Origin of the sequence: Terribacillus saccharophilus, from assembly GCF_000725365.1 — a bacterium.
GTDB classification, from domain to species: Bacteria; Bacillota; Bacilli; order Bacillales; family Amphibacillaceae; genus Terribacillus; species Terribacillus saccharophilus.
In genome coordinates this window covers 288,758-314,125 of record NZ_CP008876.1, presented here as the reverse complement: position 1 = coordinate 314,125, position 25,368 = coordinate 288,758, and the positions used below count along the sequence as shown (strand labels likewise).

General features: G+C 43.5%; 27 protein-coding genes, 1 pseudogene and 1 riboswitch. Of the genes and pseudogenes, 8 read left to right on the top strand and 20 right to left on the bottom strand.

Translation table 11 applies throughout. The annotated features are described in order from the left end of the window. Positions 1-111 precede the first annotated feature (111 nt). The gene (locus GZ22_RS01635; protein ID WP_038558082.1) at positions 112-825 is read right to left on the bottom strand and encodes a TraR/DksA C4-type zinc finger protein; all 714 of its coding nucleotides are present in this window, start codon (positions 823-825) and stop codon (positions 112-114) included. Positions 826-931: 106 nt separating this feature from the next. Between GZ22_RS01635 and GZ22_RS01630 the strand changes: the two genes are divergently transcribed. Further along, positions 932-1,597 (top strand): Type 1 glutamine amidotransferase-like domain-containing protein, encoded by a 666-nt coding sequence (locus tag GZ22_RS01630; RefSeq protein WP_051747935.1) that lies wholly within the window; start codon positions 932-934, stop codon positions 1,595-1,597. Positions 1,598-1,615: 18 nt separating this feature from the next. On the opposite strand, the gene GZ22_RS01625 is transcribed toward GZ22_RS01630, so the two are convergent. Next, positions 1,616-3,832, bottom strand: coding sequence for a ribonucleoside-diphosphate reductase subunit alpha (locus GZ22_RS01625; RefSeq protein ID WP_038558079.1), 2,217 nt, complete (start codon positions 3,830-3,832; stop codon positions 1,616-1,618). A gap of 479 nt (positions 3,833-4,311) precedes the next feature. On the opposite strand from GZ22_RS01625, the gene GZ22_RS01620 reads away from it, so the two are divergent. Then, positions 4,312-5,190, top strand: coding sequence for an NAD(P)-dependent oxidoreductase (locus tag GZ22_RS01620; RefSeq protein ID WP_038558077.1), 879 nt, complete (start codon positions 4,312-4,314; stop codon positions 5,188-5,190). A 26-nt stretch (positions 5,191-5,216) separates the two neighbouring features. Here GZ22_RS01620 and GZ22_RS01615 read toward each other — a convergent pair whose 3' ends face one another. From GZ22_RS01615 to GZ22_RS01600, 4 genes are all read right to left on the bottom strand, one after another. Continuing rightward, on the bottom strand, positions 5,217-6,119 hold the full coding sequence (locus tag GZ22_RS01615; protein WP_038558075.1) for an AEC family transporter: 903 nt from the start codon (positions 6,117-6,119) through the stop codon (positions 5,217-5,219). Positions 6,120-6,138: 19 nt separating this feature from the next. Continuing rightward, entirely contained in the window at positions 6,139-6,714 is a 576-nt protein-coding gene (locus tag GZ22_RS01610) for a xanthine phosphoribosyltransferase (protein WP_038558073.1), read from the bottom strand. Between the two features lies 1 nt (position 6,715). Beyond that, the gene (locus GZ22_RS01605; RefSeq protein ID WP_038558070.1) at positions 6,716-7,021 is read right to left on the bottom strand and encodes a hypothetical protein; all 306 of its coding nucleotides are present in this window, start codon (positions 7,019-7,021) and stop codon (positions 6,716-6,718) included. A gap of 81 nt (positions 7,022-7,102) precedes the next feature. After that, on the bottom strand, positions 7,103-7,300 hold the full coding sequence (locus GZ22_RS01600) for a cold shock domain-containing protein (RefSeq protein WP_038558067.1): 198 nt from the start codon (positions 7,298-7,300) through the stop codon (positions 7,103-7,105). A gap of 462 nt (positions 7,301-7,762) precedes the next feature. On the opposite strand from GZ22_RS01600, the gene corA reads away from it, so the two are divergent. Beyond that, positions 7,763-8,731, top strand: coding sequence for a magnesium/cobalt transporter CorA (corA, locus tag GZ22_RS01595; protein WP_038558065.1), 969 nt, complete (start codon positions 7,763-7,765; stop codon positions 8,729-8,731). Between the two features lie 113 nt (positions 8,732-8,844). After that, a complete protein-coding gene (gene trhO, locus GZ22_RS01590; protein WP_038565423.1) occupies positions 8,845-9,807 on the top strand; it encodes an oxygen-dependent tRNA uridine(34) hydroxylase TrhO in 963 nt (320 codons plus the stop codon). A gap of 27 nt (positions 9,808-9,834) precedes the next feature. Here trhO and GZ22_RS01585 read toward each other — a convergent pair whose 3' ends face one another. Then, a complete protein-coding gene (locus tag GZ22_RS01585) occupies positions 9,835-10,203 on the bottom strand; it encodes a VOC family protein (protein WP_038558061.1) in 369 nt (122 codons plus the stop codon). 105 nt (positions 10,204-10,308) lie between these two features. On the opposite strand from GZ22_RS01585, the gene GZ22_RS01580 reads away from it, so the two are divergent. Then, complete coding sequence (locus GZ22_RS01580; RefSeq protein WP_038558059.1) at positions 10,309-10,797, top strand: glutathione peroxidase; 489 nt, start codon at positions 10,309-10,311, stop codon at positions 10,795-10,797. Between the two features lie 62 nt (positions 10,798-10,859). Here the strand turns inward: GZ22_RS01580 and GZ22_RS01575 are convergent, their stop codons facing one another. Continuing rightward, a complete protein-coding gene (locus tag GZ22_RS01575) occupies positions 10,860-11,063 on the bottom strand; it encodes a hypothetical protein (protein WP_038558057.1) in 204 nt (67 codons plus the stop codon). Positions 11,064-11,235: 172 nt separating this feature from the next. Here GZ22_RS01575 and GZ22_RS01570 point away from each other — a divergent pair, with 172 nt between their 5' ends. Further along, the gene (locus tag GZ22_RS01570) at positions 11,236-12,006 is read left to right on the top strand and encodes an SDR family NAD(P)-dependent oxidoreductase (protein ID WP_038558055.1); all 771 of its coding nucleotides are present in this window, start codon (positions 11,236-11,238) and stop codon (positions 12,004-12,006) included. A 29-nt stretch (positions 12,007-12,035) separates the two neighbouring features. Here GZ22_RS01570 and GZ22_RS01565 read toward each other — a convergent pair whose 3' ends face one another. The 8 genes and pseudogenes from GZ22_RS01565 to ribE form a co-directional block, all read right to left on the bottom strand. Next, a complete protein-coding gene (locus GZ22_RS01565) occupies positions 12,036-12,662 on the bottom strand; it encodes a hypothetical protein (RefSeq protein ID WP_038558053.1) in 627 nt (208 codons plus the stop codon). Beyond that, positions 12,659-13,108, bottom strand: a complete 450-nt coding sequence (locus GZ22_RS01560) for a permease prefix domain 1-containing protein (protein WP_038558051.1) — start codon at positions 13,106-13,108, stop codon at positions 12,659-12,661. The genes GZ22_RS01565 and GZ22_RS01560 overlap by 4 nt, the downstream gene beginning before the upstream one ends. Next, the gene (locus GZ22_RS01555) at positions 13,108-13,404 is read right to left on the bottom strand and encodes a PadR family transcriptional regulator (RefSeq protein WP_281176665.1); all 297 of its coding nucleotides are present in this window, start codon (positions 13,402-13,404) and stop codon (positions 13,108-13,110) included. Before GZ22_RS01555 ends, GZ22_RS01560 begins: the two co-directional genes overlap by 1 nt. A gap of 140 nt (positions 13,405-13,544) precedes the next feature. After that, positions 13,545-14,090, bottom strand: coding sequence for a P-loop NTPase family protein (locus tag GZ22_RS01550; protein ID WP_038558047.1), 546 nt, complete (start codon positions 14,088-14,090; stop codon positions 13,545-13,547). Further along, positions 14,087-14,914, bottom strand: a complete 828-nt coding sequence (locus tag GZ22_RS01545) for an alpha/beta fold hydrolase (protein ID WP_038558045.1) — start codon at positions 14,912-14,914, stop codon at positions 14,087-14,089. Before GZ22_RS01545 ends, GZ22_RS01550 begins: the two co-directional genes overlap by 4 nt. A gap of 76 nt (positions 14,915-14,990) precedes the next feature. Next, entirely contained in the window at positions 14,991-15,455 is a 465-nt protein-coding gene (ribH, locus tag GZ22_RS01540) for a 6,7-dimethyl-8-ribityllumazine synthase (protein WP_038558042.1), read from the bottom strand. A 106-nt stretch (positions 15,456-15,561) separates the two neighbouring features. Next, a pseudogene (ribB, locus tag GZ22_RS01535) lies at positions 15,562-16,164 on the bottom strand (3,4-dihydroxy-2-butanone-4-phosphate synthase); the annotation flags it as partial. Between the two features lie 11 nt (positions 16,165-16,175). After that, positions 16,176-16,823: a riboflavin synthase gene (ribE, locus tag GZ22_RS01530; protein ID WP_038558040.1), complete on the bottom strand. Its 648-nt coding sequence runs from the start codon at positions 16,821-16,823 to the stop codon at positions 16,176-16,178. 333 nt (positions 16,824-17,156) lie between these two features. After that, positions 17,157-17,297, bottom strand: a riboswitch (FMN riboswitch). 156 nt (positions 17,298-17,453) lie between these two features. Here ribE and GZ22_RS01525 point away from each other — a divergent pair. Next, positions 17,454-18,074, top strand: coding sequence for an ArsR/SmtB family transcription factor (locus GZ22_RS01525; protein ID WP_038558038.1), 621 nt, complete (start codon positions 17,454-17,456; stop codon positions 18,072-18,074). A 2-nt stretch (positions 18,075-18,076) separates the two neighbouring features. Continuing rightward, positions 18,077-19,345, top strand: coding sequence for an MFS transporter (locus GZ22_RS01520; protein WP_038558036.1), 1,269 nt, complete (start codon positions 18,077-18,079; stop codon positions 19,343-19,345). Here the strand turns inward: GZ22_RS01520 and GZ22_RS17910 are convergent, their stop codons facing one another. The 4 genes from GZ22_RS17910 to GZ22_RS01500 form a co-directional block, all read right to left on the bottom strand. Beyond that, positions 19,346-19,918 carry a VanZ family protein gene (locus GZ22_RS17910; RefSeq protein ID WP_051747931.1) on the bottom strand — a complete coding sequence of 191 codons (573 nt, stop codon included), beginning with the start codon at positions 19,916-19,918 and terminating at the stop codon, positions 19,346-19,348. 148 nt (positions 19,919-20,066) lie between these two features. Continuing rightward, positions 20,067-21,017: an ornithine carbamoyltransferase gene (gene argF, locus GZ22_RS01510; RefSeq protein ID WP_038558034.1), complete on the bottom strand. Its 951-nt coding sequence runs from the start codon at positions 21,015-21,017 to the stop codon at positions 20,067-20,069. Then, positions 21,014-24,217, bottom strand: coding sequence for a carbamoyl-phosphate synthase (glutamine-hydrolyzing) large subunit (gene carB / locus GZ22_RS01505; RefSeq protein ID WP_038558031.1), 3,204 nt, complete (start codon positions 24,215-24,217; stop codon positions 21,014-21,016). Before carB ends, argF begins: the two co-directional genes overlap by 4 nt. Continuing rightward, the gene (locus tag GZ22_RS01500) at positions 24,210-25,295 is read right to left on the bottom strand and encodes a carbamoyl phosphate synthase small subunit (RefSeq protein ID WP_038558029.1); all 1,086 of its coding nucleotides are present in this window, start codon (positions 25,293-25,295) and stop codon (positions 24,210-24,212) included. The genes carB and GZ22_RS01500 overlap by 8 nt, the downstream gene beginning before the upstream one ends. Positions 25,296-25,368 lie beyond the last annotated feature (73 nt).

Sequence of the window (25,368 nt, the reverse complement as noted above, 5' to 3'; positions counted from 1 at the left end):
TCAACCCCTTTTTTAGAATACGTAGCGTGTAATAAAACGTATTCCGCTGGATAAGCATGTATGCAAGTTTCTCTGTACAGCAAAAGAGCCGGGCATATGAGCCCGGCTCTTTCATTCATCATATAGTATCGATTTGACGTCTGCATCATCCAGATAATCCTCGTATTTCTCATGGTCTTCATTAACACCGCTGAACTTCCCATCCATATCAGCAAGCAGGAAATTTTCGATATCTTGTGCTCCGCCAGTCTCTTCATCAGAATCTACCGCCATATAGTCATAATCTTTTTCTGTGTTGACGAAATCAGAAGGCGTTTCGGATGAGCCATAGGCTTGCAGATCTTGCAAGGTATCTTCTCCGTCATAAAAGTTATGCTCCGTGTCTTCTTCATCATCTTTCCCTTCCAAGTCTTCAAGTCTGGGATGGATGACAGCTTCCTCAGCCGGACGATCATGCAGTGTCATTCGCTGAGGCTTATATTCTACAAGCGTTTCTGCTGTAGGCATCGCCAGTAGCCGTTCTTCCGGAATCGGTTTTCCTGACTTTTTGCAAATCCCGAAAGATCCATCTTCTATTCGTTTTAAAGCTGCTTGAACATCCTTCATCTCCTGCTCCAGATGATCATTCAGTGCAATATCCTTTTCCCGCTCAAATAACTCTGTTGCTGTATCTCCAGGGTGGTTATCATAGTTACTTAATTCGCCCATAGCATCCTTCGTGTAGGACATCTCGACACCAAAATGATCCTTTAGCGCCTGTTTCAATTCCTGCAAACGATTCTCAAGTATTTCCTTACAGGCATTCAATGTCTCTTGTCTGACCATGCACTTTCCTCCTGTTCATTTCCTGCTGTCAGTAGTATGTGACAGAAAACGCATCTCTATTAAGAGGGTGCATATTGTATAATCAGGAAAATGGAGGCGATTGCTTATGCAAACAAGAAAACTATATCTGCTCGGAGGGAACACCTCACAGGAAGAAGCGAATATACACTTTGCCAAAGCAGCAGGCGGAGAAAATGCCCGCATCGCATTATTAATTGTATATCGGGAAGGCTGGGAAGCATTCCTGCCTCGTTATACAAACCATTGGATCGCTCAAGGAGTTCGCGAGAACAATATATCTGTCATCGTACCGAATGAAAAGGGTGAATTAGATTTAGCAAAAGCGGCTGAAATTGTTTCAGATGCTACTGGAATTTTCATCGGGGGCGGTCATTCGGAAACATATTACAGCTTATATACCAAAGAGCCATTTAAGCAGCTGTTAAGAGGAAAATATGCCGCCGGTACACCGCTAGCAGGTAATAGCGCCGGAGCCTTACTTATGCCAAAAACCGTCCTGCTATCCCCACATGATACGGATAATCAGCAAGCTTGGAGCGGATCCGGTCTCGGTATCCTCCAAAACCAGCTGATCAGTGTCCATTTCTCTCAATGGCAGGATGAACCGAACCTTATTTCCGGCTTGCATCATCTCAATATTCCAATCGGATATGGCATAGATGAAGATGCTTGTTTATTTCTGGAAAACGAGAAGCCAGTAAATGTTTTCGGTAGCGAACAAGTCAAACGCATAGAAAAAGGGACCCTGTAAAACAGGGTCCCTTTTGTATTAGTTAGATGTAGAACGCAAATAGTAAGATGTCTTGATACCAGAATCCCAAACAGCAATATGCAAATCAAGCAATTCTTTTGCTTTGATGGAGTTCGGAACATACATATTGAAAGAAATAGCTTGGTCAATATGCTTTTGGCGCGCTGCATTTTGCTTCACGCTCCACTGCTGGTCGATTTCATAAGCTGATTTATAGAAACGATCTGTTTCTTCATTCAAATCAGGTGCAGTAACCGGAATCTTGTAGTCCTTCTTCTCTTCAGAATAGAACTTGCTGAAGATCGGATCTGTCGTAGCCGTACTTCCTGCAATCAACGCAGTAGAAGAGTTTGGTGCTACCGCCATCAAGTACGCGTTACGCATACCATTTTCTTTAACCTGCTCCTGCAGACCTTTCCAGTCAAGCTCAGAATCACCAGTTGTATAGCCTTTATTATCGAAGTAGCTTCCATTTTCCCAATCAGAACCTTCGAAAACAGGATAAACACCTTTTTCCTTCGCTATTTCCATGCTGGATTGAATTGTCAGGTAAGCAATTTTCTCATACAGTTCATCTGCATATGCAACAGCTTCATCACTTTCCCAATCGATTTGTTTCAATGCAAGCAAGTGATGCCATCCAAACGTTCCGAGTCCAATGGCACGGTATTTCTGGTTTGTAATCTGGGCTTGCAAAACAGGAATTGTATTCAAATCAATAACATTATCCAGCATACGAACCTGGATTGGAATCAGGCGTTCCAAGACGTCTTCTGTAACTGCCTTCGCCAAAGAGATGGAGGAAAGGTTACATACAACAAAGTCACCTGGTTCTTTCGTGATAATGATTTTACCGTCTTGTGTAACTTGTTCTGTCATGATAGTCGGGCTTTGGTTCTGCATGATTTCCGTACAAAGGTTACTAGAGTAAATCATACCAGCATGCTTGTTGGCATTTTGACGATTGACTTCATCGCGGTAGAACATGAACGGGCCGCCTGTTTCCAGCTGGCTGCGCAGAATACGCTTCATCACATTGATAGCCGGAATCTCTTCCTTATGCAAGTCTGGATTCTCTACACATGCCCAGTACTTTTCACGGAAGGAACCGTCGCCTCTTGTCTCATCGTAGAAATCTTCCAAAGAAAAGCCCATTACGCGACGTACTTCATGCGGATCAAAGAGATACCAATTACCGCGTGATTGTACTTGTTCCATGAAGATATCAGGCAGACAAACACCAGTGAACAAATCATGTGTACGCTGACGCTCATCTCCATTATTCAACTTCGCATCAAGGAATGGGAAAATATCTTTATGCCAAATATCAAGATACGTGGCAATTGCACCTTTACGCTGACCAAGCTGATCAACACTTACCGCTGTATTGTTAAGCTGTTTCATCCAAGGAAGCACACCAGAAGATGCACCTTCAAAGCCTTTGATTGCACTGCCTCGGCTGCGGATCTTACCTAGATAGACACCGATACCTCCGCCATTTTTAGACAGATTCGCAATGTCTGTATTGCTGTCGAAAATCCCTTGCAAGCTGTCATCAACTGTATCAATGAAGCAGCTGGAAAGCTGACCATAGCTCTTTCCGGAGTTAGACAATGTCGGTGTAGCGACTGTCATGTATAGGTTGCTCAATGCCCAGTAAGCTTCTGTTACAAGCTCTTTGCGCGTTTCCTTAGGCTCCTTGCTCATGACTGTCATTGCGATAATCATGAACCTCTCCTGCGGAAGCTCGTAAGTTCCGCCCTTGTGGTCGGTAGCCAGGTAACGATCTGCCAGCGTACGCAAACCAATATATGTGAACAGTCCGTCTTTTTTATAATCGATCAAGCTGTGGAAATGATTGATTTCATCTTCACTGTATGTGTCGAGAAGGAATTTATTATAGATACCGATCTCAGTCAATTGCTGAATCAAGCTGTAGAATGATCCGTATTTTTCTTCGAAATTGTAACCTCGGTTTTGTGATGCTTGGAAATAAAGCTGTTCAAGATACAAGCTAGCAGCGATATATGTCCATTGCGGCTCTTCTTCATCCAGCTGTGACAAGCCTTCCAATATAAGTTGGTTCAACCACTCTTTATCGGATGACCAGGCCTTCTGCTCCATCAGGCGCTCACCATATTGAATCAGATGTTTTGCATCAGCTTCTGCAAAGCGTGATTCGAGCACGGCTGCTACATGCTCTTTCCAATTGACTGTTTGTGTCGTATCTAACATGTTGAAACTTCCTCCTCCAAAATACAGGTGTAATTGTAAGTACTTCTTCCCCTAAACGCACAAAGTGAGCAACTACCAGGAAACTGTCTATTCTGTCCGCACTACTAGATACAGTAGTAACATAGATCAGAATCGACAAATAAAAAGTGTCTGAGAACACTGTCTATCAAGCAAATGAAGCGATTTCTTCATCTACTATCGATACCCGGCTTGCTCGCCTTCGAAACTATATATAGTATTAAATTATGTCTTCACTAACAAGATGTTGTATAAATGACTTTACCATATATCCATAACTCTTTCAATCTCTACTTTTTTCAACGGCCGTATTTCACAATCTATCGCAAAAAAGAAACTGCCATCTTTCGAGGTTTTTTGCTGTCGAAAAATTGTTTGTGATTTTTGGCGATTCTATCTCCAGCACTCGACATTCCTAAAGCTTAAAGGTACGATAAAAGTGCATGCTAAGGAGGGATTATATGGGAACTATCAAGAAGGTAGGATTCATCGGTACAGGCGTTATGGGAAAAAGTATGAGCCGCAATTTAATGCAGGCAGGCTTTGAACTGGCTGTCTATACACGAACGAAAGCGAAAGCTGAAGAATTGATTGATGCTGGTGCAGTTTGGCACGATACACCATCGAGCCTCGCTGCCAGTGTGGATGCAGTAATTACGATGGTTGGCTACCCAAGCGATGTTCGGGAAGTCTACTTTGGCGAAAATGGTATTATTCATCACGCACGCCCAGGCACCTATGTAATCGATATGACGACCTCGAAGCCAGCGCTTGCCGAGGAAATCCATTCTGAAGCGAAAGATAAAGGTATCTTCGCATTGGATGCTCCTGTTTCAGGTGGAGATGTTGGTGCGCAGAACGGAAAGCTCGCCATCATGGTCGGCGGTGAAGCAGACGCATTTCAAGCTGTCCTTCCAGTGTTCGAAGCAATGGGCGAAAACATCATTCTTCAAGGACCTGCCGGTTTCGGACAGCATACGAAGCTGATCAATCAAGTAACCATCGCTAGCAATATGGTCGGCGTTTGCGAAGCGATTGCTTATGCAGAGCACGCAGGCATGGATCCATCAAAGGTGCTCCAGTCGATAACGACAGGCGCTGCCGGAAGCTTCAGCTTGAGCAACCTTGCTCCCCGGATGATCAAAGGAGATTATGATCCTGGTTTCTACGTGAAACACTTCATTAAGGACATGAAGCTCGCTTTGGAAGCAGCCAATGAAATGGGTATGACTACACCAGGACTAAACTTGAGCCTCTCCCTATATGAACGACTTGCCGAAAATGGCGACGAGGATCTCGGAACACAAGCACTGATCAAATTATTCACTAAGAAAGCATAAAACAAGAGGCCAGGAAACTGGCCTCTTTATAATAATATATATAATAAGACAGGTAAGGTAATAAGACTAAGCAGCGTACTGATTAACGTTGCACTCGACACATAAGCAGGTTTAGCGCCAAATTCAAGTGCATATAAAGTCGTATTCGCCGCTGTCGGCATCGCAGCGACCAGGATCATGATCTGCTTGACCATGTCATCCACTGGCAGCATCAGTGTGAACAAATAAGCAATCACCGGTGAGATAAGCAACTTTAAAACGAGCGCATAAGTTAGACGCTCATATTCAAAGGATTTTAATGAGATATTAGCAAGCTGCATACCAAGCACAATCATCACTGTAGGGATTGCTGCATCCGCAACAAGGTGGACAGCCTCGGTAATCGGCCCGCTAAGCGGAATGGATAAGACTTGGAACAAAATACCGAGTATCGCTCCATAGATGATTGGAATCTTCAAAACAGAAAGGAAGGTAGCACGAGGCGACAGCACAGCCCCTCCGCCTTTAGCTGCTATAAAGACACCGATCGTCACCATCACGAGCTGCTGTAATACAAGCAGGATAACCGCATAATCAAAGCCTGCTGCACCGAATACGAATAGAACAAGCGGAGTTCCGTAATTGCCATTGTTCATGAACGAAGCACCAAGCATTAAGCTATACGTATCCTGTCGGTCAAAGCCGCGCAAAAGACTGATCACGTAACAAATCAAGACCAATGCCAAACAAATGCCGACAACAAAAATGGCTAAATAGATATAATCTGTACTTAGCCGGTTCTCATAAAACGTTTGGAAAGCCAGTACAGGTGACAGCAGATAAACCGACATTTTTGAGATGCTTCGGATGTCGAATTTCAAAAGCTTCTGTCCAACAAAACCAAGAAGAAAAATGCCGAAGATTGGCAATAAGGTTAATATGTATGCCACAAACTATCATCCTATCAAGTTATGAATTCAAGAATTCTATTTTCCCCTCACCAATACGTGCAATACGCGCAAGGGATACTACTTCAATACCTAGTTCTTCCAGACGTGACCTTCCTCGTTGAAAGCTCTTCTCGATGACAATTCCGATACCAGCAACAGTAGCACCCGCTTGATTAAGAATACTAATTAAACCAGCAGCTGCTTCCCCGTTTGCAAGGAAATCATCGATAATCAGCACGTGATCCTCCGGCGATAATCTATCCTTTGAAATCGTCACATCAGAATGTACCTGTTTTGTGAACGAATAGACAGACTCGACATAAACATCACCCTTCATTGTCAGTGACTTTTGTTTTTTTGCATAAACAACCGGGACATTGAAAGCAAGACCGGCCATAAGCGCCGGAGCAATTCCACCTGCCTCAATCGTTACGATTTTCGTTACAGGCTTGTGCTGGAATTGACGACGGAACTCCTGGCCTATCTCATATAAAAGGGCCGTGTCCATTTCATGATTCAGAAAGCTATCTACTTTGACGATTGTTTCCCCTATAATCGTTCCTCTTTCTTGAATTGCTTTTTGGAGCAGTTCCATCTTATCGCTTCTCCTTTCGTTCCTCTGCCACAGATGCTACAACGAATGCCAAATTATCATTTCCAAAGAACTGCAGCACTTCCACTACCATCTCATCTGAAATATCAGAGGCTTCTTCTTTAGGAAGAACTTCTTCCAACGCTTCTTTAAGCGCTTCATTTTTTCCTTGGTTCGGATAAGCTTGTTCATATAAGAAAACAGCATCAAGATTATGATTCGTACACCATTGGGCAAAGATCCGGATCATCATCCGTTCATCTTCTTGGTATTTTTCAATGATCTTTTTGGAAAGCTCGTCTTGACTCATCAGCGCTCATCTCCCCTTAAAAATGATAAAAGACGCATCCTGGAAAATTCCAGAATGCGCCTCTGTCGTCATTGTATGAAATTACAGACGAGTTACGTTAGCAGCTTGTGGGCCGCGGTTGCCTTCAACGATTTCGAATTCAACTTCTTGACCTTCGTCAAGAGTTTTGAAACCTTCAGATTGGATAGCAGAGAAGTGTACGAATACGTCGTCTCCGTCCTCTCTTTCGATGAAACCAAAACCTTTGTCTGCGTTAAACCATTTTACTTTTCCAGTCATTTAAATGACCTCCTTACAATAGAAGTACAAAAGTACAGGTATTGAATCGTTATACCTTTACACCACTTATTGTGAAAGAGATCGTAAAGATTATTCAACCGTACCGTTTCCTTTTGCTACTTAAGAGTACCTTTTTTTGAATAAGAATGCAAGTCAATTACAACTATTTTTCCAAAAATAGTTCATAATGAGCCGTACGCCCTATAAAAGCGCTTTCTTTAACGATATCACTTGCGGAATACGCTTACACATAGACGCATATATACCTGTGACTATAGTCACGGTTTTTGCTCCAAAATCCGACAAACGCGCCTATTTACTTCCAGTTTAGCCACTCTACTTCTTTTTCATACCCTCTTGCGAGAAGAAATATTCCTGTTGACAGTTCTTACCCCATTTTTTTATAGTGACTATAGCTTACGAACATTGTGAAATAATAAACGTAACGGAAGGGGTGGCACAATGATTAAGACGTATCTCTATGATCATCAGACTGACACGATGCATACAAATATCTCTTTGAAAAACAGCAATCGTCATTTGGAGGATCCTGACAATCTCTTGTGGATTGATGCCTATGATGTACAGTCTCACGAGTTGGATGAAATTGCCGGGATATTTGATTTCCACCCGCTGGCAATCGAAGACTGCTTACATGATAGCCCCCGCGCTAAAGTCGATGATTATGATGCATACAAATTCTTCGTCTTCCATGCCCTGCGTTACAACGAGGAAAGTGACAACGAAATCACGACCCTTGAACTGAATGTTTTCCTGGGCCCGAATTATGTAGTGACCATCCATAAGCATAAGCTTCGCTGGCTCGGTCAGATGGATGCCATCTGCTCACGTTCTTCCCGATTCATGAATCAAGGAGCTGACTTCCTTCTGTATGCACTCGCAGATGGCATTACAGATGAATACTTCCCTGTCTTGGATCGTATTGGAATCCGGATTGAGGAACTGGAAGATGAAATGTACAGTGAAGGCGTTAAAGAGGTAACGGAGGAATTCCTTGCCTTAAAACGGACAATTATCTTGATAAGAAGGGTGATTCTGCCTCAACGGCGGATTTTCCTGAATGTGAACGGAAAATGGAAATTCGATATTAAGGAAGAGAATGTGCCCTTCTATACGGATCTGATTGATCACTTGGAACGTATTGTCGACTCAACCGAAACATTCCGTGATTTGGTAAACAGTGCTTTGGATACGTATTATTCCATTATCAGTGCCAAATCGACGGAAAAGCTTAACGTCCTGACGATTATCTCGACAGTCATGCTGCCGCTTACGTTCGTGACTGGATTCTTCGGAATGAATCTTCCAATACCGTATGCTGATAGTCCATGGACGACAGCTGGCGTAAGTGTCTTGCTAGTTTTGATCACTTTCGGCATGTGGCATTATTTCAAGAACAAGCTGTTTTAAAATTCCATTTGTACTGGACTTCCTTTCGTGTTAAAATATTTGATTGCAAGAGTATAAATAACGACATATCGCCTAATTTTGTATCTTGCAAATATAAATGACAGGTGGAAAAAATAATGAGTGATTATCGAGTATTACTGTATTACAACTATGTAGATATTGAAGATCCCGAAGCTTTTGCCCAAGAACATCTAAAAGCATGTAAGGAACTCGGACTTAAAGGCCGTATCCTTGTAGCAAAAGAAGGTATCAATGGTACTTGCTCCGGAACAATTGAACAAACACAAGCTTATATGGATATGATGCACGCGAAACCTGGTTTTGAAGAAATGGTCTTCAAAATCGACGAAGCGGATGAACATGCTTTCAAGAAAATGCATGTGCGCGCACGTCCTGAATTGGTAACGCTGCGTCTTGAAGATGATATAGATCCTCGCGAGATGACAGGTAATTACCTATCTCCACAGGAATTTTACGAAGCGATGCAGGACGAGAACACCGTCGTTTTGGATGCACGGAATGATTATGAATTTGATCTTGGTCACTTCCGCGGCGCAATCCGCCCTGACATTGAAACATTCCGTGACCTGCCAGACTGGGTCCGTGAAAACAAAGATATTTTAGAAGGCAAACGCGTTTTGACATACTGCACAGGCGGTATCCGTTGTGAGAAGTTCTCCGGCTGGCTAGTCCGTGAAGGTTTTGAGGATGTCGGTCAATTGCATGGCGGTATTGCCACTTACGGGAAAGATCCTGAAGTACAAGGCAAACTTTGGGACGGCCGCATGTACGTGTTCGATACACGTATCTCCGTACCGATCAACCAAACAGAACACGTTATAGTTGCTAAAGATTACTTCGATGGACAGCCTTGTGAACGTTATGTTAATTGTGCAGATCCTTCCTGTAACCGCCAGATTATCTGCTCTGAAGAAAATGAGCACAAATATCTTCGCGGCTGTTCCGACAGTTGCCGCCGTTCTTCTCGTAACATGTACGTTGCAGAACACGGCTTGTCTGAGGAAGAAGTGGAAGCACGTCTTGCGAAATTAGATAACGAAACAGTAACAAACTAAAAAGAACCCCTCGACGGGGTTCTTTTTTTAATGCCATTCCAAAAATTCCAGTCTGTTGCCGAAGGGGTCATTCACATAAATACGATCAGCACCCGGTAAGTCAGTATCATCGATGAAATCCACATCGTGTTCATCTAAATGACGTCTGAGAGACAGCAGCCCCTCTACTTCAAAAGCAGGATGGGCTTTTCGTGCTGGTGAAAAAGGTTCCTCTACACCCATATGAACGATAATATCGTTACAGTTGAACCAAACTCCACCTCTCGCTTGTAAGATGGCTGGTTTCTCAATTTCTTCAAATCCGAAAATACCCACGAAAAACTCCCTCGCCTGCTCTTCGCTGCCGCTTGGACAAGCAAGCTGTACATGATCAAATCGTTTCAGGAAAAACTCCACAGGAACAACCCCCTTTTTCTACATTCTACCATTAAGGGACTGATTGTTATCGCTTCTTCACTGTTTGTGCTACATTGTAAGTGCAGACAAGAGGAGGAGAACGACATGACAGTATACGATTATTCTGCTGTTACTATAGACGGGAAGGAAGTTAGTTTAAAGGAATACGCTGGAAAAGCACTCGTCATCGTAAATACAGCAAGCAAATGCGGTTTTGCACCTCAGCTGGAACAGCTGCAGGAATTGTATAAGGATTATCAGGACGACGGTCTCGTGATACTTGGTTTCCCATGCAACCAATTTATGAACCAGGAACCTGGCAGCAGTGAAGAAATTGCCGCAGTATGTCAGCGCAATTACGGCGTCAGCTTTCCGATGTTTGATAAAGTAAAAGTGAATGGACCAGATGCCCACCCACTTTATAAGCATTTGACCAGTCAGGCCGGCGGACTATTCTCCAAAAATATCAAATGGAATTTCACAAAGTTTCTCGTAGATGCGGATGGAAATGTCGTTGAGCGATTTGCACCAAAGACCAGTCCAATGGATATGAAACCTGCAATCGAAAAACTGCTAGAACAGTCCAGCAGATGATGTCTACATGACACATCTGCTTTTCTTATTCATAAAAAAAACCCGCATCCACTTATGCAGGTTCATTCTTCCGGATCTGAGTTGGAAGCTTGCTTTGTCCGATGTTTATGTCGATCATCTTGTAGGTCTCGTTCTATTTCATCCACAGGTACATCATCTACCAGCATATCCTGTTTATTTTCAAGCTGTTTTTCCCTGTTCTCACTTTCTGCCTTAGAGAAGCCATGTTTGTCTTTGTCGCCTTTAGCACCGTTTTTCTGTACCATTTGTTTCCCTCCTTCTTCCTTTGTAAGCCCTTTCCCTTTCTTCTGTAGAGAAAAACCTCACAACCTGTTGGTAACCAAACGGTGCAAAGGGTATACTAAAAGTAGATAGCGTTTCTTCCGCCCGGCAACAGGGTACATATTTATAAAGATTGTCAAAATGAGGTGAAGCACAATGAAACCAACTGCTCTAATTACAGGAGCTTCCAGCGGTATTGGCTACCATATAGCGAAATGGTTCGCCAAAGCGGGCTATGATTTAATCATCGTAGCGCGTTCCAAGGATAAACTCCTATCCCTGCAAACAGAACTGCAAGATTCGAATGTGACTGTCATTCCTCATGATTTGTCCGTACCTAACAGTGCATATGAACTGTATCAAAAGATTCGTGATGAAGGAAAAACCGTCGAAGTGCTTGTGAATAATGCTGGCTTCGGACTTAGTGGCAAATTTGAGGATACGAGCTTTGAAACCCAGCAAAAGCTGCTGCATCTGAATATGGTTTCATTGGCAAACCTGACTCGTCTGTTCATCGATGATATCATTCACTCCCCATTCAAGAATGTACCGAATGGAGTACTGAATATTTCCAGCATGGCCGCCTTCCTGCCTGGTCCATATATGGCTGCATATCACGCATCCAAAGCATTCGTCCAGCGGTATTCGGAAGCACTTTCAGAGGAATTGGCAGACAGCGGCGTAACAGTTACGGCACTTTGTCCAGGTCCTACGCAGACCGAGTTCTTTAAACGTGCCGGCAACGATAAAATTATGTCTTCGTTCCGTGATGCACCCGAGGATGTGGCAAAACAAGGTTTTCTTGGATTCGTAAAAGGAAAACGAGTCGTCTTCCCATCAGCGAATATCCACGCAGCCGTCCTGCTCATGAAGCTAATTCCAAGCAGTCTGCTAGGTAAGATAACCAAGAATATGTATTCAAGATAAGGAAAAGACACCCTGGAGGGTGTCTTTTTTCAATTACTGATATGGCGGCGATAGCTATAGAAATAAGCTGCTAACGGCCACCACGCCGCGGCGAAGATAGGATAAATCGCCCAGATTACCGATGGCGAATAGGCTATATTCACAAATAGGAAGAACACACTGAGCGCTCCGAAACCTAAAACGGAAAAGAATAAGCTGGAACTTCGATGACCGATGATGGAGAGCGGCCACCAGCTCATTGCGAAAATAATAAAGCCATACCAAGGTGTTTCATGTCCGAAATACTGATGCAGGCCGAAATAATATACGCAGACAGCCAAGCTGATAATTAGAGCTACTCCCATATTCGCCAGATGTCTTCGAAGCATAACGGCAATTGCCCATAACGCCAAAGCTCCTAATGTGTACAAATACCATGGTGTCGCAGGTGAATCAGACATATTTTCGTTCACAAGTACTGCTCCAACAACAATTGCCGACAGCCACGTCACCACCGTCAATTGGTTTGGAAAAAGGATCTGCAGAGCAATGATGATACTAGCACCTAAACTAAATGTATACCAAATCTCCTCCGGCGTGGTCATCAAGTTAATATAAACAGAGAAGCCACCCAGACTCAGCAGCATAAATGCAACGAACAATCTCCATGGCTTCATCGCTGCATCACCTTTCTTTTCCTAGCTTTCATCCAGACAAAGGCCATACTCACCGGCCACCAAAGAATAGCGAATGTTGGAAAGACGAACCAAATCTCATCTGGTGTATAATACATATTTACAAAAACAAGCAGTCCGATAATCAACAAACTTCCGCAAATGGAGAAACCGAGATTTAACGTGCTCATATCTTCTTTTTGCTTTTTGTTTCTTACTGTTGATTTCTGCGGTGCATGTTCGAGCTGGAATTCTCTCTTGATTTCAGCCAAATTCCCGAAATCGACAATAGCCTTATTGACCGCATCTTCTTCTGATTTACCATCCAGCATAAAATCAGCTGCCTTTTCTTCCATCGAATCCTTTATTTCTTCCTTCAAGTTCACTATCTGCTCTGTTTCCGGCAAGTCCGCGAATTGCTCTTCCACATACATATTGATCTTCTGCATCAAACACCCTCCATAAATACATCGATTAATTGTTTCGCTTCTTTCCACTCTTTTGCCGCTTCATGAAAATACGCCTTCCCAAGCGTCGTAATCGTATAATATTTACGCTTGCCCCCATGCGATTTTTCTCCCTGATAAGACTCAATTAATTCTCGTCGCTCCAGTCGCTGGAAAACAGCATAAAGTGTCGCTTCTTTGATTAGAAACGCATCATTTGTCCAAGCTGCTATGTCTTTCGATATCTGGTAACCATACTTATCTCCGTCCATCAGCAGACGAAGGATAATGGAATCCAAATGCCCTCGAATCGTATCACTCCGAATGTGGCACCCCTTCTTTCTAAATTACTCTATCTGATAAAGTAATCATAAAACATATTACTCTGCGTGTCAAAGTAATTTCTGTATCTTTTTACCAAAAACAAAAAAACAGGCTATTAACCTGCTTCAGACTTCCTTTCTATAAAGGCCAAATATTCGATCACATCTGATATACTTTCTGCAATAATCGTTTTATGACCATAAACAGAAAAATTATCAAATATATAGGGCTTAGCCGTACGCTCAAAATAACGATTCCACTTGAACATGTTCAGAAAAATACGAAATGACGGTCTGTAATTAGCAGTCTCCATTTTTAGTTTTTGGCGCAGAAACCGTTTGATGATCCGGATATTTCTTATACCATATGCCGGTTCTAGCAAGATAATCAATTCAGCATTCAGAAGACTGTCTTCTATCCAGTCATTTGTATGAACCCCCTCGATAATCCAGCCATCAGAATCAATGATATCTTTTAAGATTTCTCTTTTTTCCTTGTCAGAACGGCGGCTGTCACCCTCTACAGAACGTTCCCAAACAACGTTATCCAGTTCGTAATGAGCAGCACTCAAAATCACTGACAATTCCTTGGCCAGAGTCGTCTTTCCACTGCCGACAGAACCAATGATATGTATTTTTCGGGGTGATTTATTCTTACTCAATCAGCAATACCAGAACTTTCAATATCCTCAATAATGCGCCTTACATCTTCTATAAATCTTTTTGGTTTATCAAGCATGATTAAATGGTCAGTACCTTCGTAATAAAGGACATCTGTATTCCTATGTGCATTGCTTAATACTAATAAGTCTTCCTCCACATCAGTTTTCTGCTGCTGTTCATTTAAGGCAACCATAATCGTAATCTTTTTTGAATCTGGTAGTTGTCTAAGCGCATCTAGTGGATCGAAGTAATATAGTGCCTCCAAGTAATCTTGCTGTATAGCTGATGAAGCCTTTTGTTTGTACACTCCCTCTTTTGGATTGTAAAACAACTGATCAGCAACTGCTGTAGCTATATAATCATTCCATAAGTCAGGATTATCACTTCTCATAAATCGGAAGTAGGCATCCATTGTTTCAAATGCATGTGCAGGCGGCGCTTCATAAGTCATGTCTTCTACGCAAAGACCGCCTATTCGGTTCAAAGCAGTAAAACCCCCATCAATTAATATGACTCCATCCGCGTTATACTTGTTTCCATAAACCAGCGCTACCGCAGCTCCTAAAGAACTGCCTGCGACATAAAGATTACTAACTGGTGTAAGTGCGATTTCTCGATGAATCATATCAGCTATAACTTCAAAATCACATTTATTAGTCTCTTCACTTTCACCATGTCCTGGCAAATCTATCAGTACTAGTCTGTAATGTTCTTTTAGTGCTTCTTGTACCTCATTCCAAATTCTCTTTGTCCACCCTAGACCATGGATCAGTAATAATGTTGGTTTAATCATATCCCCTATGATTTCATAGTGTATTTTCACGCAAACACCCCCACCACAAATATACATTATTTTCTATATGCAAAAAAGAAGCAGAGGTCACCCTCTGCTTCTTTGCTTATATTTGTTTTAGTAAGTTGGCCATTTCAATTGCAGAGACAGCTGCTTCTGCACCTTTATTGCCTGCTTTCGTACCTGCACGCTCAATTGCTTGTTCGATTGTATTTGTTGTCAGCACACCAAAGATAATCGGGATTCCTGCTTTGCTGGCAGCACTTGCTACTCCTTTTGCCACTTCATTGCTAACATAATCGAAGTGTGGTGTAGAGCCTTTAATAACAGTGCCTAATGTGATGACAGCATCGTATTTTTTGCTCTCGGCAAGTTTGTCAGCTACAAGAGGTATTTCAAATGCCCCCGGCACCCATGCTACATCCACTTTTGTTTCATCCACGCCGTGACGTTTTAACGTATCAATTGCACCGCTCAATAGCTTGCTTGTGATAAACTCATTAAATCTTCCTACAACAATCCCAATCTTCAAATCAGATCCTACTACATTTCCTTCTAATACGTTAACCATATGATTACTCCTTTGTATAAGGGACTTTATTTGTCCGCTTCTTTTTGTATTTAGATAATGTTTTTATGCTTGCTGTTCTTCCGTATTTCTTTACTGTTTATTTCGTTTCATGCAGCTGCCGATACGCAATCAAATCAGCAATCGTGATGATTGGCAGTTCATGCTTTTCGGCTAGTTTTTCTAGTTCTGGCATACGCGCCATTGTGCCGTCTTCATTCATGATTTCGCATATATAGCCTGCTTCTGCTGTTCTGGCCAATTTAGCTAAATCGACAGCAGCTTCCGTATGTCCAGGTCGCTCCAGCACACCATTTTGCTGGGCAATTAGCGGGAATATATGCCCCGGACGCTGGAAGTCAGATGCTATGCTCGCGGTATCCGTCAGTTTCGCGATTGTATGGGATCGCTCGAATGCACTAATGCCAGTGGTAGAATCGATATGATCAATGCTGACAGTAAAAGCTGTCCCATGTGGATCTGTATTATTAGCTACCATCGGGGGCAAATCTAATCTTTCGGCAATTTCCCGGGAAATAGGCGCACAGATAAGACCTTTTCCGACAGAAGCCATGAAATTCACTGTCTCCGGGTTCGCATAAGCCGCTAGAGCCAGCAAATCTCCTTCGTTCTCTCTTGCTTCATCGTCTGTGACAATGATTGCCTTGCCACTTTTCAAGTATTTTATAGCATTCTCTATTGTCGTCTTCATTCATTTCCCTCCTAATCCAAGAATCCGTTCTCTGCTAATGTCTCTGCTGTAATGCCAGAAGTCTGTGGGCTTTCTCGGTGCTCCAATAGTCGTTCCATGTATTTGGCAAGCTGGTCAAATTCAATATTCACCAAATCCCCAGCTCTCTTTTCGCCTAAGATTGTCGCTTTCCTCGTTTCCGGAATAAGCGAAATAGTAAACGTATCTTCCCTGACTTCGAACACCGTTAATGACACACCATCAACTGAAATTGAGCCTTTGGACATCAAGTACTGCAGTCCTTTTGTTACAGCAATGTCAATGTAACGAGCATTTGACTCATCTCGGATGGATAAGATGGATCCTGTCGTATCTACATGACCACTCACAAAATGACCACCAAGTCTGCCATTGGGCTGAAGTGCGGGCTCCAGATTCACTGCTTCGGAACTTTGCAATTTGGATAAGGAACTGTAGTGAAACGTTTCCGGCATAACATCTACCTGAAAAGTATGCGGAGTAAAGCTGGTAACGGTAAGACAGACGCCGTTAACAGAGATACTGTCTCCAATATGCATATCTTTCGTCAGTTTTTCACTGGCAATAGTGAGCTGCATCGCCTTATCCTGTCTTTTCACGTCAATCATGCTGCCTACTTCCTGAATGATTCCAGTAAACACTTTTCTCCTCCTTTACTTCTGCGAGCTTCTCAAGAACACAAGAAGCTATCTTACGCTTGCTGTCATGCATTACGAATGGGAATATTACCGTCTCGGGGCTGTGTGACGGTCAATCGGGGATGTATCTTTCAAGAATCTTTTTATCAAAATTCTTAAAAATGAATGACTCGAATAAGGTGCAAGCTGGCTGCTGCCAATTTGCTCCTTCCTAGCACTAACTTTCATATAAAAAGCCCCAGAATATTGGATTCTGGGGCTTTGGCTTTAAAAGTATAGCGAAACAAGCTATCGTCCATCGACGAAAAGCTTTAGTTGGCGTGTGGATAGCACACCGTTTCCTCTTTCCCATCCAGACTATACTGTCGGCTTTGGAATCTCACCAAATCCACCGTTATAAAAACGGGTCACGGACTGAAGACAGCTAAGCTGTCTATCACCGCCGGTCGGGAATTTCACCCTGCCCCAAGAGAAAACCTATTCGATTGCTTTTACCTTAACATATTTTTTATCTTGTTGTACAGCAGGAAAAAAGTCCGAAAATTAGATTGACAATATGTGGAACTGATTATAAACTTAAGCCGTAAAATAAATCTGACCGTTCAAGAAATGTTTACCGAGGAGGAAAACCAAATGAAACAAGCAATGGCATTGACAACCTTTGAGCAGCTGAAAGCAATCAGTGACCCGCTGCGCGCCGAGATGATCATGAAGCTAGTCGAAACGTCTTATACTGGTCAGCAGCTTGCTGTCTTGCTGGAAACAAGCAGACCGAAGATTCATTATCACTTGAAAGAGCTGGAGAAAAACAGCTTGATTGAAGTAATCCGAACTGAGGAGAAAAATGGCATCTTACAGAAATTTTATAGAGCTGCGGCAAGAGGCTTTTTCCCATCTGAGAACTTGCTTCCTTACGCAGAAGAATTGAGCGAATCGACGAGGCAGCTGTTTGTACAAATGTCCCATAAAACGAGATCAGCCATCCTTACAGCACCAGAGTCATCTTTTGCCAAAGCAGCCGGCTCTACCGATCCAAAAGATTGGGATGCCGTTGGCAGCATTTGGGAAATTAGCGCTACTGAAGCAGATTTCAAGGAATTCATCCAAGGCTTCTTCGGTTTGATGCAAAAGCTGCGTGATAAAAGTGAGGCAGCTGAAGATGATCCCAATGGTAAGCTGTATCATTTCTCCGCCTACGGTTTTGAAATCGACACACCTTCGTTTGATCAAGTGGAAATGGAAGAGGATGATTGAAGATGTTTGCTATACTAAAACAGCGTAATTATGGCTTGCTTTTTTCAGGGCGAATTGTAACGAATATCGGCGACAGCATCTACTTTATTGCCGCTATGTGGCTCGTTTACGACCTGAGCGGCAGTGCGTTTTATTCTGGTTTGGCCGGTTTCCTGACACAAATTCCAAATGTATTGCAATTCTTGATCGGTCCGCTCGTTGATCGCTGGCCGATTCGCGCAACGTTATTGTGGACGCAGGCACTACAAGCCTTGCTTATCCTAATAATTCCCCTAGCGGCTTGGCTGGACTTTCTTTCTGTCACGCTGGTGCTTGTTATCATGCCTATTTTGACTAGTATTGACGCTTTTGCCTATCCAACTGAAACCAAAGCATTGCCGCTCGTACTAAAAAAAGAAGAACTGCCTGCCGGAAATGCCCTTTTCTCCTTTGCTTATCAAGGGGTCGACCTGATATTCAATGCCATCGCTGGAGTCATGATCGCATTCTTTGGCGTAACCCTTTTATTCATTATTGACTCCCTTACCTTCTGTCTCGCTTTCCTTTTGTTCAGCTTCCTTAGAATTCCACATCAAAAAGCACAGACCAAAACTTCTGGCACTGCGCGCACAGCCTTAAACTCCTACTTCACTGAATTGAAAGAAGGACTTAAAATTCTATTCACAACTATATTGTCTGCTGCACTCATGGGGGCAGTATTATGTAATCTGGCAATCGGTGCAGCGATGGCTGTTATGCCTGCTTTTGCAGACGAGCGTCAAGGACCTGCTGTATATGGTTTGTATTTGGCAGCCATGTCTTGCGGTGCATTAGTAGGTGCACTATTAGCAGCTTCCTTCAGCAAACTTCCAATAGGTAAAGCTACAATCCTCACGATGTTTTTAGCTTCTGCAATCTGGGCTGCTGCTGTATTCGTTCCATGGACTTGGCTAAGTGTAGTCTTATTCGGACTAGCTTGGGTTCCTGTCGGCTGTATCAATGTTACTTTCGCAACGATGTTACAGACCTTGCTTCCTGTTTCCTTAATCGGCAGGGTGACCAGCGCGAGTGCAAGCTTCAGCACAATTGCAATGCCGCTCGGATCATTAACTGGCGGTTATGCAGCCACCCTTATACCTGTGGCTTGGGTGTTTTGCGCTGCAGGTATCGGCCTTGCCTTGCTTTCTGTAACGTGGCTTTTGTATCCGAAGCTGCGCAAACTCGGGCCTCTTGCCTCCCTTTCAACCGAGATAATCGGACTCAAGGATTATTCCCAGCAGGAAACAAGCTGATCACAGCTTGCCCCTTTTCAATAATGGACGAAGAGCGATCCGGTAGAATGCATACCCCAGCATAGCTCCTAAGACGTTCAGGATAATGTCATCAATATCGACAGAGCGGTAATTGTATCCAACAAAATAATTAAGCAGCCCTTGCGTTGACTCGATTGCAGTACTGAATACAAGTCCGCAGAGAACCACAATAAAAAACGATCTTGTTCGGCGAACGAGCAAAGGCAAATAAAAGCCTAACGGCACAAATAAAAGGATGTTACCACCTAGATTTTTAAGGGCAAGTCCATATCCGAAGCCATCGATTTGTGTTGTGTGCCAAATTTGCATAATGGAAGTGAGCGGCGATGTATTCCAGCGATAACTTGTTTCCAACTGCTGATTTTCTTCGATAAGATTCTGATCCACAGGTAATGGGAAAAAGGTTAGACAGATGACTGCGATCACATAGATAGCGAAGGATGCCATCAATAAATGTTGTTTCTTAGTAATTCCGACCGTCTGGTGAAACGGAATAATTGACAATAAATAGACAAACGCCAAGAATATAGCTGGCGCTACGTAAGTTAACATAGTAATTATTCTCTCCTGTATCCTAGAAGCCCCTCACGTATAGTAAGTGGACATATACTCTTTAGTCTACATGATTTTCCAAGTCTTGTGAACGCATAGATAAAGAAAAGAAACCACCTTTTTATGGGCGGTTTCTTTTCTTTATTATTTATTTTCCCATAACAGCAAGCATTAGCGCTTTTTGAGCATGCAGACGGTTTTCAGCCTCCTGGAATACTGCCGATTGCGGACCATCAATGACAGCTGCTGATACTTCTTCACCCCGATGAGCCGGCAGACAGTGCAAGAAGATAGCATCTGACGCAGCAGAATTCATAAGCATTTCATTCACTTGGTATCCTTGGAAAGCTTTCAGTCTAGCCGCTGACTCTTCCTCTTGCCCCATACTCGTCCAGACATCTGTATAAAGTACATCTGCACCTGCGGCAGCTTCTTCCGGGCTTTCTGTAATAAGAAGAAAATCTGGATCATCACCGATTTTTTTCGCCTTTTCAACGATTTCAGGCAGCGGCTGATATCCAGCAGGAGCTGCAATTCGAATTTGCATTCCTGTTTTCGCTGCTGCAATCATTAAACTATTCGCTACATTGTTAGCATCACCGATATAAGCTAGCTTCACGCCTTCTAATGTTCCTTTATACTCTAAAATCGTCTGCAAATCAGCCAGAGCCTGACATGGATGGAACAAATCGGTTAAGCCATTGATTACCGGAATAGCAGCATGTTCTGCCAGTTCTTCCACCATCTTATGCGAATTAGCACGGATCATGATAGCATCCAGATATCCAGATAGAACCTTCGCCGTATCGGCAACCGGTTCGCCTCGGCCAAGCTGCAAATCCTTGGAGTTCAAATACAGCCCCATACCACCAAGCTGATAAATACCTGTTTCAAAAGAAACGCGTGTCCGTGTGGATGACTTTTCAAAAATCATTCCTAACGTCTTCCCAGCCAGCGGCTGAATGAGCTCGCCTTTTTGATGCTGACTTTTCAGCTCAGCAGCCAGATCAAGCACATAAAGAATTTCTTCCTTCGTCAAATCCTGCAGAGATAGCAGGCTTTTACCTGCCATGGATTGTTGCTCTATCGTCTGTTTCATTGCACATGCTCCTTTTCCGCTTGCTCCAAATAATCCGACATAGATAGGCTGTCAGCCAGTTTTTCTTGACTAGCCAGCCAGTAACTTTTCATCGTCGCCAAACTTGTCATACACGGCGTCTCTGTCTTCCAAGCCGATTCACGGATACCTTGGAATCCTTTTCTCGTACTGCATACAGCTGTCATCTTTTGATCTTCAACCAAAAGGATGGCTTCTTCATAGGAAACGACTTCGAATGAAGAACTGTCCTTTAGAAGCGCTGCGGTCTGCTCTGTCAGTACAACATGTGCTTGCTGCTGTCCAAGTAATTCTTCTAGTCCATCCAAATCCGAGGATTCTACATCTAAGAGGATTTGGGCATCATCTGTTAAAGACCGCAGTGTCTTTTCCTTCCAGCCAAATGCCTTATTCAATGCTTCGGTAACCGTCTTGCCTAATCCAATTGCTTCTCCCGTTGATTGCATATCCGGTCCAAGAAGCGGATCGACACCTGCCAATTTTGTAGTGGAAAAGACAGGCAGCTTAACCGCATAAAACGGTATTTCTTTTTGCAGTCCGAGTGAATAACCAGCATTTTGCAAAGCTTCTCCCATTTGTATTCTGGTAGCTAAATCTACCAATGGGATCCCCGTCACTTTACTGGAAATAGGAACTGTACGGGACGCGCGTGGGTTAACCTCCAGGACATATAAAATGTTACGGTCTTCACTAAAGACAAACTGAATGTTCATGATGCCTTTTAATTCAAGAGAATCCGAGATTCGACTTGCATAGCTGACGATCATATCTTTCTCTGATTCACTCAAACTAGGAGCAGGGAAAATTGCTGTACTGTCTCCGCTATGGATTCCAGCTGGTTCGATATGTTCATAGATACCAGGGATAAGGATGTCAGCACCGTCACAAACAACATCCACCTCTACCTCCATGCCTGGAACATATTTATCAAGAAGCAGCGGGAATAGACGGGAAGTGTGGATTTGCTGTTGAAGCTCTTCCAGATAAGTTTCCAGCATATCTTCAGAATGCAGGATGACCATACCTTGACCACCAATTACATAAGATGGACGAATCAGAATTGGATAACCGATTCGGCGAGCTTCGTCATGCAATGAAGCTGTATCCATTACAGTCGTGCCTGGAATATGCGGGATATTCAGCGTATGCAGCAAATCATAGAAGGCTTCTCTATTCTCCACGCGGTCTATCGAGGACGTACTCGTTCCGGCAATTGTTACACCAGCTTCCTCCAAATCTGCTGCTAGATTGATCGCTGTCTGACCTCCGAACTGAACGAGCACCTCGTCTGCTTGTTCTTTTTCGATAATGTGAAGCACATCTTCTTTCGTAAGAGGCTCGAAATACAGATGATCAGCTGTATTGAAATCCGTACTGACAGTTTCTGGATTATTGTTAATAACAACAGAACGAATTCCTTGCTCTCGCAATGATAAAGCCGATTGTACAGAGCAGAAATCGAATTCGACACCTTGCCCGATCCGGATCGGACCAGAACCTAGTACCACTACTTTTTTGTCTGTTGCAGATAGTGGTTCGACCTCATCTTCTTCCTGCCAGCTGGAATAGAAATAAGGCGTTTGCGCAGAGAATTCAGCTGCACATGTATCGACCATCTTGTAGGAAGGCTTGATTTCCTGTTCCTTGATTAATCCTTCTACTACTGCTAATGGCTGATTGAAGACTTTAGCTAAGGCAACATTACTGAAACCTAGTGTCTTTGCTTTTCGGAGAAGTACCTCATCCGGCTGCCAGCCGCCTTCTTTTAACTCTTGCTCAACATCGATAATTCGCTTCATCTCATGCAGGAAGAATGTCGTAATCTCTGTCCAGTCATGCAATGTCTCGATCGTTACTCCGCGGCGTAATGCTTCAGCAAGCAGAAACAGTCTGCGATCATCAGCATCTTTAAGTCCTTGTTCCAGCTCAGCATCCGTCAATGCTTCAGCCGACGGCAAACGGAATTCCTCCAAGCCGATTTCTAAAGAACGAATCGCTTTATGCAGACCAGCAGGCAGGTTACGGGAAAGTGCCATAACTTCCCCCGTTGCTTTCATTTGTGTTCCAAGCAGACGATCAGCCTGAGTGAACTTATCAAATGGCCAGCGCGGTATTTTCACCGCTACATAGTCGATGGCAGGCTCGAAGCTTGCAAATGTATCTCCTGTAATCGGATTCGGCACCTCATGCAGATGATAGCCAAGTGCTAGCTTTGCAGCAATCCGGGCGATCGGATAGCCCGTTGCCTTGGAAGCTAAAGCACTGGAACGGCTTACCCGAGGATTCACCTCAATGATGACGTACTCATCACTATGTGGATTCAGTGCGAACTGGATATTACAACCTCCAACAACACCTAGCTCGCGGATAACTTTACATGATACAGTCCGGAGCATTTGATACTGCCTGTCTGTCAGTGTTTGGGAAGGTGCTACAACGATACTGTCTCCTGTATGTATTCCGACAGGGTCGATATTTTCCATATTGCAGACGATGATGCATGTGTCATTTGCATCCCGCATCACTTCGTACTCAATTTCCTTCCAGCCTTTCACACTCTGCTCGATAAGCACTTGATTTATCGGACTTGCTTGCGTTCCGCTTTTTACATATCGCAGCAGTTCCGGCAGGTCGTTTGCGATTCCTCCACCAGCTCCTCCTAGTGTGTAGGCAGGACGGATGATGATTGGAAATCCTGTATTCTCTGCAAAAGCTTTTGCTTCGTCGATTGAAGTGATTGGAAGACTTTCCGGAACAGGCTCATTGATTTCCTGCATCATCTGCTTGAATAGCTCCCGATCTTCTCCGCGCCGAATTGCATCAAGCGGTGTACCCAATAATGTAACGTTGTATTTCTCCAGTACACCAGCCTGATCCAAACTCACCGCCAGGTTAAGACCTGTCTGCCCGCCTAAAGTAGGCAGCAGTCCATCTGGTCTTTCCTTTTCGATGATATTGGTCAAGGATTCGCAAGTCAGCGGCTCCAAATACACCTGATCAGCAAATGCCTGATCCGTCATAATTGTCGCAGGGTTATTATTAACGAGGATGACCTCTACGCCTTCTTCCTTCAAAGCAAGGCATGCTTGTGTGCCTGCATAATCGAATTCTGCTGCCTGCCCGATTACGATCGGGCCAGAACCGATGACAAGGACTTTCTTGATGTGAGCTTGCTTAGGCATATGCTGTCACTCCTCTATTACGTACCGAATTCAAAAATTGTTCGAACACATCATAGGTATCGCTCGGGCCAGGATGTGCCTCTGGATGGAATTGAACGCTCATGATTGGTTTTGAGCAATGCTGCAGCCCTTCCACCGATCCATCATTCACATTGCTATAAAGGATGTTCCAACGGGACTGTGAAATAGAAGCTTCGTCGACGACATATCCATGATTTTGGGAAGTAATCGATACCTTTCCGCTAGGCAAATGCTGGACCGGATGATTGCTCCCTCTATGTCCATAAGGCAAGCGCATTGTATTACCGCCGAATGCAAGCGCCAGAAGCTGATGTCCGAGACAAATTCCTAAAGTCGGGTAATATTCTGCAATCCGTTTGATTTCACCAGCTAAATAGTGCAGAGATTTTGGATCTCCAGGACCATTCGACAGCAGTACACCATCCACTTTTGCTTCCTTCAGCTCTTCAAGTGTTGTATCAAAAGGAAAGACTGTGACGTCGCATTTATTTTCCAGCAGCATATCTCGAATCGAATGCTTATAGCCGTAATCAATAATGGCCACATGAGCTACTGACTGACCCTCTGCCGGGTGGAACTGCACCTTTTTCACCGATACGCTTTCCACAATCTTTTCGGATACTTTAGCTTTTTCCGGAACAGCTCCAGGTGTTTTGGTCATCTTTCCATAAACGTCCCCATGCTTACGGATGATTTTTGTCAGTTTCCGTGTATCTACCTGTGCAAGGATTGGAAAGTTATGTTCATTGGCAATATCCTGCAATGTTTGAGTTGCTTGGTAATGAGCGGGTGTTTCACATGGAGTTGAAATGACAAGTCCATGGATAGACGGTGTATGGCTTTCCTTATCATGCGTATTAAAACCATAGTTTCCGATCAATGGGTACGTCATCGTAACAATCTGCCCAGCATAAGAAGGATCTGTCATCACTTCCTGATAGCCTGTCATGGCAGTATTGAAAACCATTTCCCCATCCGATTCCGTTGTTTTCCCCAGCCAGACACCTTCCAAAATATCTCCTGTACTGAGCATCAAATAACCCTTTGTCTCTTCCATTCATGCTGCTCCTTTCTGTAACGAACGTTATCTTTATTCTTTAAAACTAATAAATATGCATTTATAACAAAAG